Below are 16,329 nucleotides of genomic sequence, written 5' to 3' on the forward strand. Positions count from 1 at the left end.
TCACCAGGCGGGGCTTTTTATTGGCGCTCGGAATCAGACGAGAGGTTTAGGCTCGTGTTCTTTTTCCTGGGCCTGTTCGTGGTGCTCGACCGCTTCCTGTACGGAGCGCGGTGCTTCGGCAATCACTTCTACGGCAGCTTCTTCAGCGACCGGGGCAGGGGCTGCCTCGACCACTTCGGCAACGGCTGGAGCAGCGGCGGCAGCGGCAGCCAGTTCGGCTTCCTTCTGCAGACGCTCTTCTTCACGCTTGCGGCGACGCACTTCACGCGGGTCGTTCGGGGCACGGCCACTTGGCGTCAGGGCGCTGACCGGAGCAGGCGCAGCGACTGGCGCTGGTGCTTCGGCCACGACTGGAGCTTCCACAACCGGGGCTTCAACGACAGGTGCCGGTTCAGCGACAACTACTGGTTCGGCGGCCTTGGCTTCTTCCACGACAGGCGCTTCAACCACTGGCGCTGGTGTTTCAGCGACAACCGGCTCGGCGACCCAGTTGAAAGCGGTCTGTTCTTCGCGAACTTCACGCACGGTTTCGGTCACGGTTTCAGCGACGGTTTCGACAACCGGCTCTGCCACGGCAACAGGCTCCGGGGCGACGAAAGCAGGTTCGGCAGCGACTTCAACCTGAGGCTGAGCTTCGCGAACCGGCGCCACTTCGACTTCCGGAGCAGCAACCACTTCTACCGGAGTGGTGGCTTCAACAACCGGCGCTTCAACTGGAGCGGTTTCCAGCGTTGCAGCGGTAGCGCGTTCAGCTTGCTCGTGGGCCTGGGCTTCGGCCGGAGCGCTGATCACGGTGCTGGCAACAGCGGCAGTAACGGCCAGGCCGGCAGCCAGATCGGCAGTGCTTGGCTCGGCGGTTTCAGCGTTCTCGGCGGATTCTTCCGAACCTTCGATCACGTTGCCGTTGGCATCGCGCTGACGCTCGCGACGGTTGCTGCGACGACGCTGACCACGGGAGCGGCGGCGTGGACGATCGCCTTCGGCGTTCTCCGAACCGTCTTCCGGCAGTTGCTCTTCGTTGGTGGTGACTTCTTCTTCCGCCACGGCAGCAGCGGCTTGTTCGGCACGCGGTTGACGCTCTTCACGTGGTGGACGTGGTGCACGCTCTTCACGCGGCTGACGGGCCGGACGCTCTTCAGTGGTGGCAGCTACAGCGGCAGCGGCGGCTGGTGCAGCATCCAGAGGTTCACGCAGTTCACGTACGCGTTCTTCACGCTCGCCACGCGGCTTGCGATCTTCACGCGGAGCGCGTGGTGCACGTTCTTCACGAGGGGCGCGTGGTGCGCGTTCTTCGCGGGCTGCCGGTGCTTCGTCACGGGACTCGCGTGGCTCGCGCAGTTCGCGGGCTTCACGAGGCTGACGCTCTTCACGTGGCTCACGCGGTGCGCGTTCTTCACGTGGAGCACGTTCTTCGCGCGGCTTGCGTTCTTCATCGCGGCGACCGTTACGGTTGCGGCTCTGCTGACGACCGTTGCGACGCTCTTCGTTGCGGGCCGGACGCTCGGTGGCCGGTTTTTCAACCACAACCGGAGCAACAGGCTCTTCCTTGGTGGCGAACAGGCTGACCAGCGACTTCACCAGACCTTTGAACAGGCTTGGCTCAGGTGCGGCAACCGGAGTTGGTGCTGGCGCCGGTGCGGCAACTTCGGTCGGAACCGGAGCGTTGGCGCGGGCCGGAGCAGTCTTGACCGCGGCTTCCTGGCGAACCAGGGTGCGGGTCGCGGCGGCTGGCTGGATGTCTTCGACTTCGGCAGCAGCGGCAGCGATTTCGTAGCTGGACTGGTTGGTCGCGGCTTCCGGGCTGTCGTCACGCAGACGCTGAACTTCGAAATGCGGGGTTTCGAGGTGATCGTTCGGCAGGATGACGATGCGGGCGCGGGTGCGCAGTTCGATCTTGGTGATCGAGTTGCGTTTTTCGTTGAGCAGGAACGCAGCCACCGGGATCGGCACTTGCGCGCGAACTTCGGCGGTGCGGTCTTTGAGGGCTTCTTCTTCGATCAGGCGCAGGATCGCCAGGGACAGCGATTCGACGTCACGGATGATGCCGGTGCCGCTGCAGCGCGGGCAGACGATGCCGCTGCTTTCGCCGAGCGAAGGACGCAGGCGCTGACGGGACATTTCCAGCAGGCCGAAGCGCGAGATGCGGCCGATCTGCACGCGGGCGCGGTCGGCTTCCAGGCATTCGCGGACTTTCTCTTCCACGGCGCGCTGGTTCTTGGCAGGGGTCATGTCGATGAAGTCGATGACGATCAGGCCGCCGATGTCGCGCAGGCGCAACTGACGGGCGATTTCCTCGGCTGCTTCAAGGTTGGTCTGCAGGGCGGTTTCTTCGATGTCGCTGCCTTTGGTGGCACGCGCCGAGTTGATGTCGATGGACACCAGGGCTTCGGTCGGATCGATGACGATGGAGCCGCCGGAAGGCAGTTCGACGACGCGCTGGAAAGCGGTCTCGATCTGGCTTTCGATCTGGAAACGGTTGAACAGCGGAACGCTGTCTTCGTACAGCTTGATCTTGCTGGCGTACTGCGGCATTACCTGGCGGATGAAGGTCAGGGCTTCGTCCTGGGCTTCAACGCTGTCGATCAGCACTTCGCCGATGTCCTGGCGCAGGTAGTCGCGGATGGCGCGGATGATGACGTTGCTTTCCTGGTAGATCAGGAATGGCGCGGAACGATCCAGCGAGGCTTCCTTGATCGCGGTCCAGAGTTGCAGCAGGTAATCGAGGTCCCACTGCATTTCTTCGCTGCTGCGGCCCAGGCCGGCAGTGCGCACGATCAGGCCCATGTCGGCCGGAGCGACCAGGCCGTTCAGCGCTTCACGCAGTTCGTTGCGCTCTTCGCCTTCGATGCGACGGGAGATGCCGCCGGCACGCGGGTTGTTCGGCATCAGAACGAGGTAACGACCGGCCAGGCTGATGAAGGTGGTCAGGGCTGCGCCCTTGTTGCCACGTTCTTCTTTTTCGACCTGAACGATGACTTCCTGGCCTTCGCTCAGGACGTCCTTGATGTTGACGCGGCCTTCAGGGGCTTTCTTGAAGTATTCGCGGGAGATTTCTTTGAGGGGCAGGAAGCCGTGGCGCTCGGAGCCGAAATCGACAAAGGCAGCCTCAAGGCTTGGTTCGATGCGAGTGATGCGGCCTTTATAGATGTTGGCCTTTTTCTGCTCGCGTGCACCGGATTCGATGTCCAGGTCGTAGAGGCGCTGGCCATCTACCAGTGCAACACGCAACTCTTCGGGTTGAGTTGCGTTAATCAGCATTCTTTTCATGTAGTACCGTCGGTTTCCGGGCTGCCGGAAACGGCGTTCGGCACACACGACTTCTCACGGTCGGTGTCAGGTGCGTCGGGAGTGGTTGGCCATTCCCGTGTCCAGCGATGTCCGGCCAATTGGGCCGTTATCGCGACGTACGCGTCCTGCTTGCTGTGGCTACTTAAGCACTCAGTCAGGAGGAGGAATCAACCGTGGCTGTGGACGAGATGAAGCGTCTTGAGAAAGCCTGTTGCTACACAGTCCAGCGGTTGTGCATCTCCACCCTACACGTATCCCTGATAATTCGGGTGCTGCCGCGCGCAGAATCCGCAGCGGGTTGGCATTTACCGTGAGCTCCGAAAGGGGAGGTCACGCATCATGGCTAATTCAGGCGGTGTTTCCGGCGCTTTCGCTCGGGGTCATCCGCGGCTGACTGCACTTTGTGAACTGGCCGTGAATATGGCTCGCGTGGCGAGTCAGAACTCTGCTTTGCGGCGTGATTCAGGCCTCATGTCACCTGCGCTTGTTACAGCTGCAAACTCCACCGTTACGTAGCGAAAGCCCCGTAGGACGGCCTCGCGTCCTGGTGAATTGCGTTGGTCAGGGCCGGTTTTTGACCGTGGTTCCGCTGTCCAGGCCGCTTTTGGCGGCGTTCGCGACTATAGCAGCAATGATTAAGTGCTTCAATTCCATAAAAATTGTTATCATCCGCGGCATGACGACTACTGCCCCTTCGACTCCAGGCGTTCAATTGCTTGAGGTCTCGCCGGAATATGCCGGCCAACGAATTGACAATTTTCTTCTCGCCCGGCTCAAAGGCGTGCCCAAGACCTTGATTTACCGCATTTTGCGCAAAGGCGAAGTGCGAGTTAACAAAGGTCGGATCAAGCCCGAATACAAGCTGCAGGCCGGCGATATCGTGCGCGTGCCGCCGGTTCGAGTGCCAGAGCGTGACGAGCCGGTGCCTTTGGCCCAGGGCCTGTTGCAGCGTCTGGAAGCCTCGATTATCTACGAAGACAAAGCCCTGATCGTGATCAACAAGCCCGCCGGCATTGCGGTTCACGGTGGCAGTGGCTTGAATTACGGCGTGATCGAAGCCTTTCGTCAGTTGCGCCCCGATGCCAAGGAGCTCGAGCTGGTTCACCGTCTCGATCGCGACACCTCCGGCCTGCTGATGATCGCCAAGAAGCGCAGCATGTTGCGTCACTTGCACGCCGCGTTGCGCGGTGACGGTGTCGACAAGCGCTACATGGCACTGGTTCGCGGCAATTGGGCGACCTCGATCAAGCAAGTCCGTGCGGCGCTCGGCAAGAGCAATCTGCGCTCCGGTGAGCGCATGGTCGAAGTTGACGAGGAGGAGGGCAAGGAGTCGGTGACCGTGTTCAAGGTCCTGCGTCGCTTTGGCGATTTTGCCACTCTGATCGAAGCCAAGCCGATCACCGGTCGCACGCACCAGATCCGCGTCCACACGTTGCACGCCGGGCACTGCATTGCCGGTGACACCAAATACGGCGATGACAATTTCAGCAAGGAAATCCGTGATCTGGGCGGCAAGCGCCTGTTCCTGCACGCTTACATGCTGACCGTGCCGCTGCCCGATGGCGGTGAACTCAAGTTGCAGGCACCGGTCGATGAAATGTGGGCCAAGACTGTGGAGCGATTGAGTGCGCCCATCTGATTACAAGCTGCTGATTTTCGATTGGGACGGCACGCTGGCCGATTCCATTCATCGGATTGTCGAGGCAATGCACTCGGCGTCCGGGCGTTCAGGTTTCCAGTTGCGTGATGACTTTGCCGTCAAAGGCATCATTGGTCTTGGCTTGCCCGAGGCGATCCGCACGCTGTATCCGGAAATCAGCGATGCCGAAATGACCTTGTTCCGCGAGTATTACGCGGATCACTACATCGCCGCGGAAGCCGTCCCTTCGCCGTTGTTCGAAGGTGTAGTCGAGTCGATGGCGTCCTTTCGCGAGCAGGGCTATCACCTCGCTGTTGCGACCGGCAAGAATCGCCGCGGGCTGGATCGGGTGCTCAAGGCCAATGGCTGGGAAGATTATTTCGATATCACCCGTGCTGCCGATGAAACTGCCAGCAAGCCGCACCCTCTGATGCTGGAGCAGATCCTTGCGCATTGTGGTGTGCGTGCCGAACAGGCGCTGATGGTCGGCGATTCGTCCTTCGATCTGTTGATGGCGCGCAACGCGGGGATGGATTCGGTGGCGGTCAGCTACGGTGCGCAATCAATCGAGTCGCTGCAGCAGTTTGAGCCGCGACTGTCGATTGACCGGTTTTCTGAATTGCATGCCTGGCTGGCGCAGCGGGCTTAATACGTTTTTGCTGGGGTGGATGGCATGACCGACGAATGGAAAGCACCGGCCAAGGCAACTGCCGACGACGGTGATGCGAAAAGCTGGAAGCTGCTGGAAAAGACTCTGCTGGCCAGTGTGCAGGAGCAGCGTCGTTCCAGGCGTTGGGGGATCTTCTTCAAGCTGCTGACGTTTGTTTACCTGTTTGTTGCGCTGATCCTGTTCACGCCCCTGATGGACATGGAAAAGAGCGCCACCCGCAGCTCGAATTACACGGCGCTGATCGATATCACCGGCATGATTGCCGATAAAGAGCCGGCCAGTGCCGACAATATCGTGGGCAGTCTGCGTGCGGCGTTCGAGGACAAGAAGGTCAAGGGCGTGATCCTGCGCATCAACAGCCCGGGTGGCAGTCCGGTGCAGTCGGGTTATGTGTATGACGAGATCAAGCGCCTGCGCGGCCTGCATCCGGATACCAAGGTGTATGCGGTGATTTCCGACCTCGGCGCGTCCGGGGCCTATTACATCGCCAGTGCGGCGGATCAGATCTATGCCGACAAGGCGAGTCTGGTGGGCTCCATTGGTGTGACGGCGGCCGGTTACGGCTTTGTCGGCACCATGGAGAAGCTGGGCGTCGAGCGCCGCACTTACACCTCTGGTGAGCACAAGTCGTTCCTTGACCCGTTTCAGCCGCAGAAGCCGGAAGAAACTGCGTTCTGGCAGAGTGTGCTGGATACCACGCACAAGCAGTTCATCAACAGCGTGAAGCAAGGGCGTGGCGATCGCCTGAAGGACAAGGAGCATCCGGAGCTGTTCTCCGGACTGGTCTGGTCCGGCGAGCAGGCGCTGCCGCTGGGGTTGATCGATGGTCTGGGCAATGCCAGTTCGGTGGCGCGTGACGTGATTGGCGAAAAGGAACTGGTGGACTTCACCGTTCAGGAATCGCCGTTCGACCGCTTCTCGAAAAAGCTTGGTGCCAGCGTTGCCGAGAAATTGGCAATGTGGATGGGTTTCAACGGCCCATCGTTGCGCTGATCGATTGTTACTAGGAAAAACCGGCCTGAGGGCCGGTTTTTTGTGGGTCAGGGGATTTGTACGCCTTCCGCCAGCAGCATGTCGATCAGGCGGATCAGCGGCAGGCCGATCAGGCTGGTGGCGTCGGGGCCTTCGGTGGACTGGAACAGGCTTACGCCCAGTCCTTCCGCCTTGAAGCTGCCGGCGCAGTCGTAGGGTTGTTCGGCGTGCAGGTAGCGCTCGACGCGGGCCTGATCCAGTACGCGCATGTGTACGGTGAAAGGCACGCAGTCGACCTGGCACTGGCCTGTCTGGCTGTTGAGCAGGGCCAGGCCCGTGAGGAAGGTCACGCTGGCGCCGCTGGCGGCCATCAGTTGGTCGCGAGCGTTTTCGAAGGTGTGCGGCTTGCCGATGATGCGCTCGCCGAGTGCCGCAACCTGATCGGAGCCGATGATCAGGTGGGCAGGGTGGCTGTCGGCCAGTGCCCGGGCTTTCTGTTCGGCGAGGCGTTTGACCAGTTCTATTGCCGATTCTCCCGGGCGATGACTTTCGTCGATGTCCGGTGAGCTGCAGACGAACGGCAAGTGCAGGCGATTGAGCAATTCCCGACGATAGGTCGAGCTTGAAGCGAGTAATAAAGGCAGCATTCGCGTCTCCAGAGGCAGGCTGCAGATTCTAGCGGAGGCTTGCAAGTGACGGACAGGGCACAATTTCCTTTGACATGGGTGGGTGCATCCCTATAATGCTGCGCCTATGTTGAATGACCCGATTCCACCTCACGTTGACCCGCGCAAATTGGCTGACCGTGGCACCACCCTTCAAGGTGAACTGCTGCTGGCCGATTTGAAGAGACTCTGCGACCCGCTTTCCGACGATGTCGGTACGGTGCAGGCCAAATTAGTTTTTGAACGAGATGAACGTAAATCTGTGGTGATCCACAGCTTTATCGACACCGAAGTCAAAATGGTTTGCCAGCGTTGTCTTGAGCTGGTCACCCTGCCGATCCACAGCGAATGCAGTTACGCCGTGGTGAAGGAGGGTGCGAATACCCAGTCGTTACCGAAAGGTTATGACGTGCTGGAACTGGGCGAAGATCCTTTGGATCTGCAGTCACTGATCGAGGAGGAGCTTCTGCTCGCCTTGCCCATTGTGCCTGCTCATCATCCGGAAGAATGCCAGCAGCCGGCGGGAGCAGATGAGCCCGAACCGAGCGAGGACGAGGTAACGCGGTCCAACCCGTTCAGTGTATTGGCGCAGTTAAAGCGTGACCCAAACGTTTAGGAGTTAATCAATTATGGCTGTTCAGCAGAACAAAAAATCCCGCTCTGCCCGTGACATGCGCCGTTCGCACGACGCTCTCGAGGCTAGCACCCTGTCTGTAGAAAAAACCACCGGTGAAGTTCACCTGCGTCACCACGTATCGCCAGAAGGCGTATACCGTGGTCGTAAAGTGATCGACAAGGGCGCTGACGAGTAATCACTTGTCCGCTCAAGTCATCGCGATTGACGCAATGGGCGGGGACTTCGGTCCCCGCAGCATTGTTCAGGCCAGCCTTGCTTGCCTTTCTGCTACGCCCTCGCTGCACCTGACCCTCGTCGGTCAACCCTCCCTTCTTGAAGAACTGATCACCGGCCAGTCGGCTGCCGATCGCGCACGCCTGACGATTGTTCCGGCGTCCGAAGTCATCACCATGGACGAAAAACCTGCCCAGGCTTTGCGTGGCAAGCCGGACTCGTCGATGCGTGTCGCCCTCGAATTGCTGCGTGATGGCAAGGTCCAGGCCTGTGTCAGTGCCGGCAATACCGGTGCGCTGATGGCGCTGTCGCGATTTGTACTCAAGACCCTGCCGGGAATTGATCGTCCGGCCATGGTGGCCGCGATTCCTACGCAGAAGGGCTATTGCCAGTTGCTCGATCTGGGCGCCAACGTCGATTGCAGTGCCGAGCATCTGCTGCAGTTTGCGGTGATGGGCTCGGTGGCGGCGCAAACGCTAGGGATTGCCCGGCCTCGCGTGGCGCTGCTGAACATCGGTACCGAGGACATCAAGGGTAATCAGCAGGTCAAGCTCGCTGCGACTTTGTTGCAGGCTGCCAGAGGCATCAATTACATCGGTTTCATCGAAGGCGATGGCTTGTATCGCGGCGAGGCGGACGTGGTGGTTTGCGACGGTTTCGTCGGCAATATCCTGCTCAAGTCCAGCGAAGGCCTGGCGACGATGATCGCCGCGCGCATCGAGGCCTTGTTCAAGAAAAACCTCGCTTCGCGTGCCGTGGGTGCCTTGGCGCTGCCGTTGATGAAGCGTTTGCAGGCGGATCTGGCGCCGGCGCGACATAACGGCGCAAGCTTTCTCGGCTTGCAGGGAATTGTCGTGAAAAGTCACGGTTCGGCTGGAGTTCAGGGGTTTCAGAGCGCCATTCAGCGCGCATTGATCGAGATTCAGGAGAATCTTCCCGAGCGCCTGCACGGCCGTCTGGAGGATTTGTTGTCTTAGGCGTTTTCGTCGGACAATGCTTAAATGTGACCGCCCGGTTCAAAGGGCCATCCAACTGTCAGTTTCTTGCGTCCCTCTAGCGGGATGCCATTTTTCCGACGACAAGATCATTAGGGGCTTGTTACATGTCTGCTTCCCTCGCATTCGTCTTTCCAGGACAGGGTTCGCAGTCCCTCGGCATGCTGGCCGAGCTGGGCGCGCAACATCCGCTGATCCTCGAAACTTTCAAAGAAGCATCCGAAGCTCTGGGCTATGACCTGTGGGCGCTGACCCAGCAGGGTCCGGAAGAGCTGCTCAATCAAACCGACAAAACCCAACCGGCCATTCTGACCGCTTCGATCGCCCTGTGGCGTCTGTGGCTGGCTGAAGGTGGTGCGCGCCCGGCATTCGTTGCCGGTCACAGCCTGGGTGAATACAGTGCGCTGGTTGCTGCCGGCAGCCTGAGTCTGGCGGACGCGGTAAAACTCGTCGAGCGCCGTGGCCAGTTGATGCAGGAAGCCGTTCCGGCCGGGCAGGGCGGCATGGCGGCCATCCTCGGTCTGGAAGATGCCGACGTGCTGGCGGCCTGTGCCGAAGCGGCGCAAGGCGAAGTGGTCAGCGCGGTGAACTTCAACTCCCCGGGCCAGGTGGTGATCGCCGGTGCCAAGGCGGCCGTTGAGCGCGCCATCGAAGGCTGCAAGGCCCGTGGCGCCAAGCGTGCCATGCCGCTGCCGGTCAGCGTGCCGTCGCACTGCGAACTGATGCGTCCGGCTGCCGAGCGTTTCGCCGAGTCCATCGCCGACATCGACTGGCAGGCGCCGCAGATCCCTGTGGTGCAGAACGTCAGCGCTCAGGTGCCGGCGGATCTGGAAACCCTCAAGCGCGATCTGCTGGAGCAACTCTACAAGCCGGTTCGCTGGGTCGAGTCCGTACAGACTCTGGCAGCGAAAGGCGCGACCAATCTGGTCGAATGCGGCCCTGGCAAAGTGCTGGCCGGTCTGAACAAACGTTGCGCCGAAGGCGTTTCGACTTCCAACCTCAATACCCCAGACGCTTTCGCTGCTGCTCGCGCAGCGGCTGTCTGAATCAGGAGAAACTTGCATGAGTCTGCAAGGTAAAGTTGCACTGGTCACCGGCGCAAGCCGTGGTATCGGCCAGGCTATCGCACTGGAGCTGGGTCGTCAGGGCGCCATCGTTGTCGGCACCGCGACTTCCGCTTCGGGCGCCGAGCGCATTGCTGCGACCCTGAAAGAGAATGGCATTCAGGGTGCAGGTTTCGAGCTGAACGTCACCAGTGACGAATCGGTCACCGCAGTGTTGGCAAGCATTCAGGAGCAATTCGGTGCGCCGGTCGCGATCCTGGTCAACAATGCCGGCATCACCCGCGATAACCTGATGATGCGCATGAAAGACGACGAGTGGTACGACGTGATCGATACCAACCTGAACAGTCTGTATCGCCTGTCCAAGGGCGTTCTGCGCGGCATGACCAAGGCGCGTTGGGGCCGAATTATCAGTATTGGCTCGGTGGTGGGTGCCATGGGCAACGCTGGCCAAGTAAACTATGCAGCCGCCAAGGCCGGTCTGGAAGGTTTCAGCCGTGCCATGGCGCGTGAAGTCGGTTCGCGTTCGATTACGGTCAACTCGGTAACTCCAGGGTTCATCGACACCGATATGACTCGCGAACTGCCTGAAGCACAGCGTGAAGCCTTGCAGACGCAGATTCCGCTGGGTCGTCTGGGACAAGCTCAAGAGATCGCGTCCGTGGTCGCTTTTCTTGCATCCGACGGTGCGGCATACGTGACCGGAGCTACAATCCCGGTTAACGGCGGGATGTACATGTAATTCAAATGTGACGGATTGCTTCAAAAAAATGTCATACGAGCTGTCTAAAATCCGTTATAAAGCTGCAATCTATTTATAGGCAGAGGGCCGCAGGGTTTGAGGAGTGAAGCTTTCAGTTGAAAAGCTGAAAAGTCTTTCTATACACTTACCCACTGGCCAGCTGCCTGAATTTGTCCATTAGGAGTGAAAACAAGGTATGAGCACCATCGAAGAGCGCGTCAAGAAAATCGTTGCCGAGCAACTGGGTGTTAAAGAAGAAGAAGTGGTCAACACCGCTTCCTTCGTAGAAGACCTGGGTGCCGACTCCCTTGACACCGTTGAGCTGGTGATGGCTCTGGAAGAGGAATTCGAGACCGAAATCCCTGACGAAGAAGCTGAGAAGATCACTACTGTACAAGCTGCAATCGACTACGTTACTAGCCACCAGGCGTAATAGTTTGTAATCGTTGCATGCTGTCATGGAAAAACCGCACTGCCATCATGGCGTGCGGTTTTTTCTTTAGGCCTGATGCAAAATCGTCATTTGAAAAAGGAGAGTGCTGTGTCGCGTAGACGCGTCGTAGTCACCGGTATGGGTATGTTGTCGCCACTGGGCACGGATGTGCCGAGCAGTTGGCAGGGCATTCTGGCTGGCCGCAGTGGCATTGGTCTGATCGAACACACCGACCTTTCTGCCTATTCCACCCGCTTTGGCGGCTCGGTAAAGGGCTTCAATGTCGAGGAATACCTGTCGGTCAAGGAAGCGCGCAAGCTCGACCTGTTCATTCAGTACGGTCTGGCGGCCGGCTTTCAAGCCGTACGCAATGCCGGTCTGGAAGTCACCGATGCCAACCGTGAACGCATTGGCGTGGCCATGGGTTCGGGTATCGGCGGTCTGACCAACATCGAAGAAACCAGCCGCACCCTGCACGAGACCGGTCCGCGCCGGATTTCTCCGTTCTTTGTGCCTGGCTCGATCATCAATATGATTTCCGGTTTCCTGTCCATCCACCTGGGGGCACAGGGGCCTAACTACGCCATCGCCACAGCGTGTACCACCGGTACGCACTGCATCGGTATGGCGGCGCGCAACATCATGTACGACGAAGCCGACGTGATGATTGCCGGCGGCGCCGAAATGGCTGCGTGCGGTCTGGGCATGGGCGGCTTCGGCGCCTCCCGCGCACTGTCGACCCGCAACGACGAACCGACCCGCGCCAGCCGTCCATGGGACAAGGGCCGTGACGGTTTCGTACTGTCCGACGGCGCCGGTGCCCTGGTGCTCGAAGAGCTGGAGCACGCCAAGGCCCGTGGCGCGACCATTTACGCCGAACTGATCGGTTTCGGCACCAGTGGTGACGCGTTCCACATGACGTCACCACCCGCCGACGGCGCCGGTGCAGCACGCTGCATCACCAATGCGCTGCGCGACGCGAAGATCAACGTTGATCAAGTGCAATACATCAACGCCCACGGCACTTCGACCCCGGCCGGCGACCTTGCCGAAGCCAATGCAATCAAATCGGTGTTCGGTGATCACGCCTACAAACTGGCGGTCAGCTCCACCAAGTCCATGACCGGTCACCTGTTGGGTGCAGCGGGCGCGGTCGAGGCGATCTTCAGCGTGCTGGCGATCAACAGCCAGGTGGCGCCGCCGACCATCAACCTTGATGAGCCGGATGAAGGTTGCGATCTCGACTTCGTGCCGCACACGGCGCGCAACATGGACATCGATGTCGTGCTGTCCAACTCCTTCGGGTTTGGCGGCACCAACGGCACGTTGGCGTTCCGTCGGTTCGCCGGCTGATGGACTGCTGGGTCGACGGTCAACCGGCTGACACTCTGTCGCTGAAAGATCGCGGCCTGGCTTACGGCGACGGTCTGTTCGAGACCATCGCCGTACGTGGCGGCCAGCCCTTGCTGCTGGAGCGTCACGTGGCACGACTGGCCGAGGGCTGTTCACGCCTGGCCATCGCGGCCGATATCGAGCTGATCCGTAGCGAGCTGCAAGCCTATGCAGCGGCCATGGACGAGGGTGTGCTCAAACTCATCCTCACCCGTGGCGACGGATTGCGCGGTTATGCGCCGGATCCTTCGGCGCCGGGCCGACGCATTCTGCAAGGCAATCCTCCGGCGGCTTATCCCGCCGTCCACGGTGAGCAAGGCGTCCGCCTATTTCCGTGTACGACGCGTTTGTCCGTCCAGCCTTTGCTGGCAGGCCTCAAGCACCTCAATCGTCTGGAACAGGTTCTCGCCCGCGCCGAATGGCAGGACAGCGAGCACGCCGAAGGCTTGATGCTCGACCAGGCGGGCCGAGTGATCGAAGGCGTGTTCAGCAACCTTTTTCTGGTGCGCGATGGCGTGTTGGTCACGGCAGATCTGAAGCGCTGCGGTGTGGCCGGTGTGATGCGTGCCGAACTATTGTTTCAGGCAGCATCCTCGGGTATCCCCACGCAAATCACCGATATCAGCCTTGATCAGCTGCAATGGGCTGATGAAGTCTTTGTCTGCAACAGCGTGTATGGCGTCTGGCCGGTACGCGCGTACGCTGCACTGAGCTGGCCGGTTGGGCCGCTCACCCGTAAACTGCAAACCATTGCCCGCACGCTACTGGATGCCTGATTCGTGAGACGTAAACTTTTGCTGCTGCTGGAAACCGGACTGGTTCTGGCAGGGCTGCTGCTGGGCGCGAGCGCCTGGAAGATTCATTCGGCACTGGAACAGCCCCTGAACATCACGCAGGAAGAACTGCTGGATGTGCCCAAGGGATCCACGCCGACCCGCACTATTCTCGGACTTGAAGCCGATGGCGTGATCAAGGACGCATTCTGGCTACGCATTTACTGGCGTTTCAATCTGTCCGGCACTCCGATCCACACGGGCGAATACCGCATGCAGCCGGGCATGACCGTCAAGGGCCTGATCGATCTGTGGAAGCGTGGCGAGGTGGTTCAGTACAGCCTGACCCTCGTCGAGGGCTGGAACTTCCATCAGGTGCGTGCCGCACTGGCGAAGGATGAAAAGATCGAGCAGACCCTGACCGGTCTGAGCGACAGCGATGTGATGAGCAAAATCGGCCACAAGGGCGTGTTTCCTGAAGGTCGATTCTTCCCCGATACCTACCGTTTCGTGCGCGGGGCCTCCGATACCGAGCTGCTGAAGAAGGCGTTCGATCGCCTCGACGAAGTATTGGCCAAGGAATGGGAAAGCCGCTCCACCGATGCGCCGTATACCGAACCGTATCAGGCGCTGATCATGGCGTCGCTGGTGGAGAAGGAAACCGGCGTTCCTCAGGAGCGTGGCCAGATTGCCGGCGTGTTCGTGCGCCGCATGGCGTTGGGCATGCAACTGCAGACCGACCCGACCGTGATCTACGGTCTGGGTGATCGCTACAACGGCAAGTTGACCCGCGCTCATCTCAAGGAAGCCACGCCGTACAACACTTATGTAATTCCGGGGTTGCCGCCGACGCCTATTGCGATGGTCGGGCGCGAGGCGATTCATGCTGCGTTGAACCCGGTGGAAGGCACCAGCCTTTACTTTGTTGCCCGGGGCGATGGCAGTCACGTGTTCTCCGATGACCTTGATGCACACAACAGTGCGGTGCGTGAGTTCCAGCTCAAGCGGCGCGCGGATTACCGCTCGAGCCCGGCGCCGGCATCGACGCCGGAAGCCACTCCGGCAACTGGCGAAGCCGTTCCTGCCGCATCACCCGACACTGCGCCCGAGTCGTTGCCGCCGGTTCCTGCCCAGGAGCCCGCGCCGACGCCGGAAACCGAAGCGGCCGCACCGCAAAACGCGCAATGACTTTGATTAAGGACTGCCTGTGACTGGCTTGTTTATTACCCTGGAAGGCCCGGAAGGCGCCGGCAAAAGCACCAACCGCGAATATCTCGCCGAGCGCCTGCGCGCCGCCGGTATCGAAGTGGTGCTGACCCGTGAACCCGGCGGTACGCCGCTGGCCGAGCGCATTCGCGAAGTGTTGCTGGCCCCGGTCGACGAAGTGATGAACCCGGACACCGAGTTGCTGCTGGTGTTCGCCGCCCGTGCCCAGCATCTGGCTGAAGTCATTCGCCCGGCACTGGCCCGTGGCGCTGTTGTGTTGTGCGACCGGTTCACCGATTCGACTTACGCGTATCAGGGCGGTGGTCGCGGCTTGTCGCTGGAACGCATCGCGGCGCTGGAGACTTTCGTGCAGGGCGACCTGCGCCCTGATCTGACACTGATTTTCGATCTGCCGGTGGAAATCGGCCTGGCCCGGGCCAGTGCCCGTGGTCGACTGGATCGCTTCGAGCTGGAAGGCCGGGCGTTTTTCGAGGCCGTGCGCAGTGCATTCCTCAAGCGTGCCGAGGCGGATCCGGCGCGGTACGTGCGGATCGACGCCGGCCAGCCGCTGGCGCAGGTCCAGCAATCGCTGGACGGCTTGCTCCCACGTTTGCTGGAGCTGAACCGTGGCTGAGGCCTATCCGTGGCAGGACAGTCTCTGGCAGCAACTGGCCGGACGCACTCAGCACGCTCATGCGTATCTGTTGCACGGTCCTGCCGGAATCGGCAAGCGCGCGCTGGCCGAGCGGCTGATGGCCAGCCTGCTGTGCCAGCGTCCGACGCCTGAAGCCTGCGGCGAGTGCAAATCCTGCCTGCTGCTCAAGGCCGGCAGCCACCCGGACAATTACATCCTCGAACCGGAAGAAGCGGACAAGGCGATCAAGGTCGACCAGGTGCGCGATCTGGTCAGTTTCGTGGTGCAGACCGCGCAGCTGGGCGGGCGCAAGGTGGTGCTGATCGAGCCGGTGGAGTCGATGAACATCAACGCCGCCAACGCCTTGCTCAAGAGCCTCGAAGAACCGTCCGGCGATACCGTGCTGTTGCTGGTCAGTCACCAGCCGAGCCGCTTGTTGCCGACCATCAAGAGCCGCTGCGTGCAGCAGGCCTGTCCTCTGCCGAGCGAGGCCATGAGCCTGGAGTGGCTGGCTCAGGCGCTGCCGGAATGTTCCGAAGACGAACGTGTCGAACTGTTGACCCTGGCCGCTGGCTCGCCATTGGCAGCCGTCACGTTGCAGGGGCAGGGCGTGCGTGATCAGCGCGCGCAAGTTGTGGAAGGCGTGAAGAGGCTGCTCAAACAGCAGCAATCGCCGACGCAACTGGCCGAGGAGTGGAAAAACATTCCGATGCTGCGTCTTTTCGACTGGTTCTGCGACTGGTCGAGCCTGATCCTGCGCTACCAACTGACCCAGGATGAAGCAGGCCTCGGCCTGACCGACATGCGCAAGGTCGTGCAGTACCTGGCGCAGAAAAGCGCCCAGGGCAAAGTCCTCGATATTCAGGACTGGATTCTCGCCCAGCGCCAGAAAGTCCTGAGCAAGGCCAACCTCAATGCGGCGCTGCTGCTGGAAGCGTTGTTGGTGCAATGGGCGAGTCTGCCTGGCCAAAGATAAGAATGTGTACCTAGACTCTGAACATCAGCA

General features: G+C 60.5%; 16 protein-coding genes. 14 read left to right on the forward strand and 2 right to left on the reverse strand.

Features of this window, described 5'->3' with window-relative positions:
* Window positions 1–33 precede the first annotated feature (33 nt).
* On the reverse strand, window positions 34–3,267 hold the full coding sequence (rne, locus tag OQ248_RS18600) for a ribonuclease E (protein ID WP_265813558.1): 3,234 nt from the start codon (window positions 3,265–3,267) through the stop codon (window positions 34–36).
* A gap of 697 nt (window positions 3,268–3,964) precedes the next feature.
* Between rne and rluC the strand changes: the two genes are divergently transcribed.
* The 3 genes from rluC to sppA are packed head-to-tail and all read left to right on the forward strand — an operon-like array spanning window position 3,965 to window position 6,590.
* Entirely contained in the window at window positions 3,965–4,927 is a 963-nt protein-coding gene (gene rluC, locus OQ248_RS18605; protein WP_265813559.1) for a 23S rRNA pseudouridine(955/2504/2580) synthase RluC, read from the forward strand.
* Window positions 4,914–5,576 (forward strand): HAD-IA family hydrolase, encoded by a 663-nt coding sequence (locus OQ248_RS18610; RefSeq protein ID WP_265813560.1) that lies wholly within the window; start codon window positions 4,914–4,916, stop codon window positions 5,574–5,576. The genes rluC and OQ248_RS18610 overlap by 14 nt, the downstream gene beginning before the upstream one ends.
* A gap of 24 nt (window positions 5,577–5,600) precedes the next feature.
* On the forward strand, window positions 5,601–6,590 hold the full coding sequence (sppA, locus tag OQ248_RS18615) for a signal peptide peptidase SppA (protein WP_265813561.1): 990 nt from the start codon (window positions 5,601–5,603) through the stop codon (window positions 6,588–6,590).
* A gap of 47 nt (window positions 6,591–6,637) precedes the next feature.
* Here sppA and OQ248_RS18620 read toward each other — a convergent pair whose 3' ends face one another.
* The gene (locus OQ248_RS18620; RefSeq protein WP_265813562.1) at window positions 6,638–7,216 is read right to left on the reverse strand and encodes a nucleoside triphosphate pyrophosphatase; all 579 of its coding nucleotides are present in this window, start codon (window positions 7,214–7,216) and stop codon (window positions 6,638–6,640) included.
* Between the two features lie 106 nt (window positions 7,217–7,322).
* Between OQ248_RS18620 and OQ248_RS18625 the strand changes: the two genes are divergently transcribed.
* The 11 genes from OQ248_RS18625 (at window position 7,323) to OQ248_RS18675 (ending at window position 16,299) form a co-directional block, all read left to right on the forward strand.
* Window positions 7,323–7,850 carry a YceD family protein gene (locus OQ248_RS18625; RefSeq protein WP_085710932.1) on the forward strand — a complete coding sequence of 176 codons (528 nt, stop codon included), beginning with the start codon at window positions 7,323–7,325 and terminating at the stop codon, window positions 7,848–7,850.
* A gap of 13 nt (window positions 7,851–7,863) precedes the next feature.
* Entirely contained in the window at window positions 7,864–8,046 is a 183-nt protein-coding gene (gene rpmF / locus OQ248_RS18630; protein ID WP_003179396.1) for a 50S ribosomal protein L32, read from the forward strand.
* A gap of 4 nt (window positions 8,047–8,050) precedes the next feature.
* A complete protein-coding gene (plsX, locus tag OQ248_RS18635) occupies window positions 8,051–9,061 on the forward strand; it encodes a phosphate acyltransferase PlsX (RefSeq protein ID WP_074688106.1) in 1,011 nt (336 codons plus the stop codon).
* Window positions 9,062–9,186: 125 nt separating this feature from the next.
* Window positions 9,187–10,125, forward strand: coding sequence for an ACP S-malonyltransferase (gene fabD / locus OQ248_RS18640; RefSeq protein WP_265813563.1), 939 nt, complete (start codon window positions 9,187–9,189; stop codon window positions 10,123–10,125).
* Window positions 10,126–10,141: 16 nt separating this feature from the next.
* The gene (gene fabG, locus OQ248_RS18645) at window positions 10,142–10,885 is read left to right on the forward strand and encodes a 3-oxoacyl-ACP reductase FabG (RefSeq protein ID WP_085710930.1); all 744 of its coding nucleotides are present in this window, start codon (window positions 10,142–10,144) and stop codon (window positions 10,883–10,885) included.
* A gap of 196 nt (window positions 10,886–11,081) precedes the next feature.
* Window positions 11,082–11,318 (forward strand): acyl carrier protein, encoded by a 237-nt coding sequence (acpP, locus tag OQ248_RS18650; protein ID WP_003175607.1) that lies wholly within the window; start codon window positions 11,082–11,084, stop codon window positions 11,316–11,318.
* Between the two features lie 108 nt (window positions 11,319–11,426).
* Window positions 11,427–12,671: a beta-ketoacyl-ACP synthase II gene (gene fabF, locus OQ248_RS18655; protein ID WP_007908259.1), complete on the forward strand. Its 1,245-nt coding sequence runs from the start codon at window positions 11,427–11,429 to the stop codon at window positions 12,669–12,671.
* Complete coding sequence (gene pabC / locus OQ248_RS18660) at window positions 12,671–13,486, forward strand: aminodeoxychorismate lyase (protein WP_265813564.1); 816 nt, start codon at window positions 12,671–12,673, stop codon at window positions 13,484–13,486. Before fabF ends, pabC begins: the two co-directional genes overlap by 1 nt.
* A gap of 3 nt (window positions 13,487–13,489) precedes the next feature.
* Window positions 13,490–14,671 (forward strand): endolytic transglycosylase MltG, encoded by a 1,182-nt coding sequence (mltG, locus tag OQ248_RS18665; RefSeq protein WP_265813565.1) that lies wholly within the window; start codon window positions 13,490–13,492, stop codon window positions 14,669–14,671.
* Window positions 14,672–14,690: 19 nt separating this feature from the next.
* Complete coding sequence (gene tmk, locus OQ248_RS18670) at window positions 14,691–15,323, forward strand: dTMP kinase (protein WP_265813566.1); 633 nt, start codon at window positions 14,691–14,693, stop codon at window positions 15,321–15,323.
* Window positions 15,316–16,299 (forward strand): DNA polymerase III subunit delta', encoded by a 984-nt coding sequence (locus OQ248_RS18675; RefSeq protein ID WP_265813567.1) that lies wholly within the window; start codon window positions 15,316–15,318, stop codon window positions 16,297–16,299. The genes tmk and OQ248_RS18675 overlap by 8 nt, the downstream gene beginning before the upstream one ends.
* The last annotated feature ends 30 nt before the right edge of the window (window positions 16,300–16,329 follow it).

Source organism: Pseudomonas sp. COW5, from assembly GCF_026240005.1.
GTDB classification, from domain to species: domain Bacteria; phylum Pseudomonadota; class Gammaproteobacteria; order Pseudomonadales; family Pseudomonadaceae; genus Aquipseudomonas; species Aquipseudomonas kribbensis.

Coding starts and splice junctions, on each gene's coding strand:
- rne (WP_265813558.1), bottom strand. CDS start 3,267: ATGAAAAGAATGCTGATTAACGCAACTCAACCCGAAGAGTTGCGTGTT.
- rluC (WP_265813559.1), top strand. CDS start 3,965: ATGACGACTACTGCCCCTTCGACTCCAGGCGTTCAATTGCTTGAGGTC.
- sppA (WP_265813561.1), top strand. CDS start 5,601: ATGACCGACGAATGGAAAGCACCGGCCAAGGCAACTGCCGACGACGGT.
- OQ248_RS18620 (WP_265813562.1), bottom strand. CDS start 7,216: ATGCTGCCTTTATTACTCGCTTCAAGCTCGACCTATCGTCGGGAATTG.
- OQ248_RS18625 (WP_085710932.1), top strand. CDS start 7,323: ATGTTGAATGACCCGATTCCACCTCACGTTGACCCGCGCAAATTGGCT.
- rpmF (WP_003179396.1), top strand. CDS start 7,864: ATGGCTGTTCAGCAGAACAAAAAATCCCGCTCTGCCCGTGACATGCGC.
- fabD (WP_265813563.1), top strand. CDS start 9,187: ATGTCTGCTTCCCTCGCATTCGTCTTTCCAGGACAGGGTTCGCAGTCC.
- fabG (WP_085710930.1), top strand. CDS start 10,142: ATGAGTCTGCAAGGTAAAGTTGCACTGGTCACCGGCGCAAGCCGTGGT.
- acpP (WP_003175607.1), top strand. CDS start 11,082: ATGAGCACCATCGAAGAGCGCGTCAAGAAAATCGTTGCCGAGCAACTG.
- pabC (WP_265813564.1), top strand. CDS start 12,671: ATGGACTGCTGGGTCGACGGTCAACCGGCTGACACTCTGTCGCTGAAA.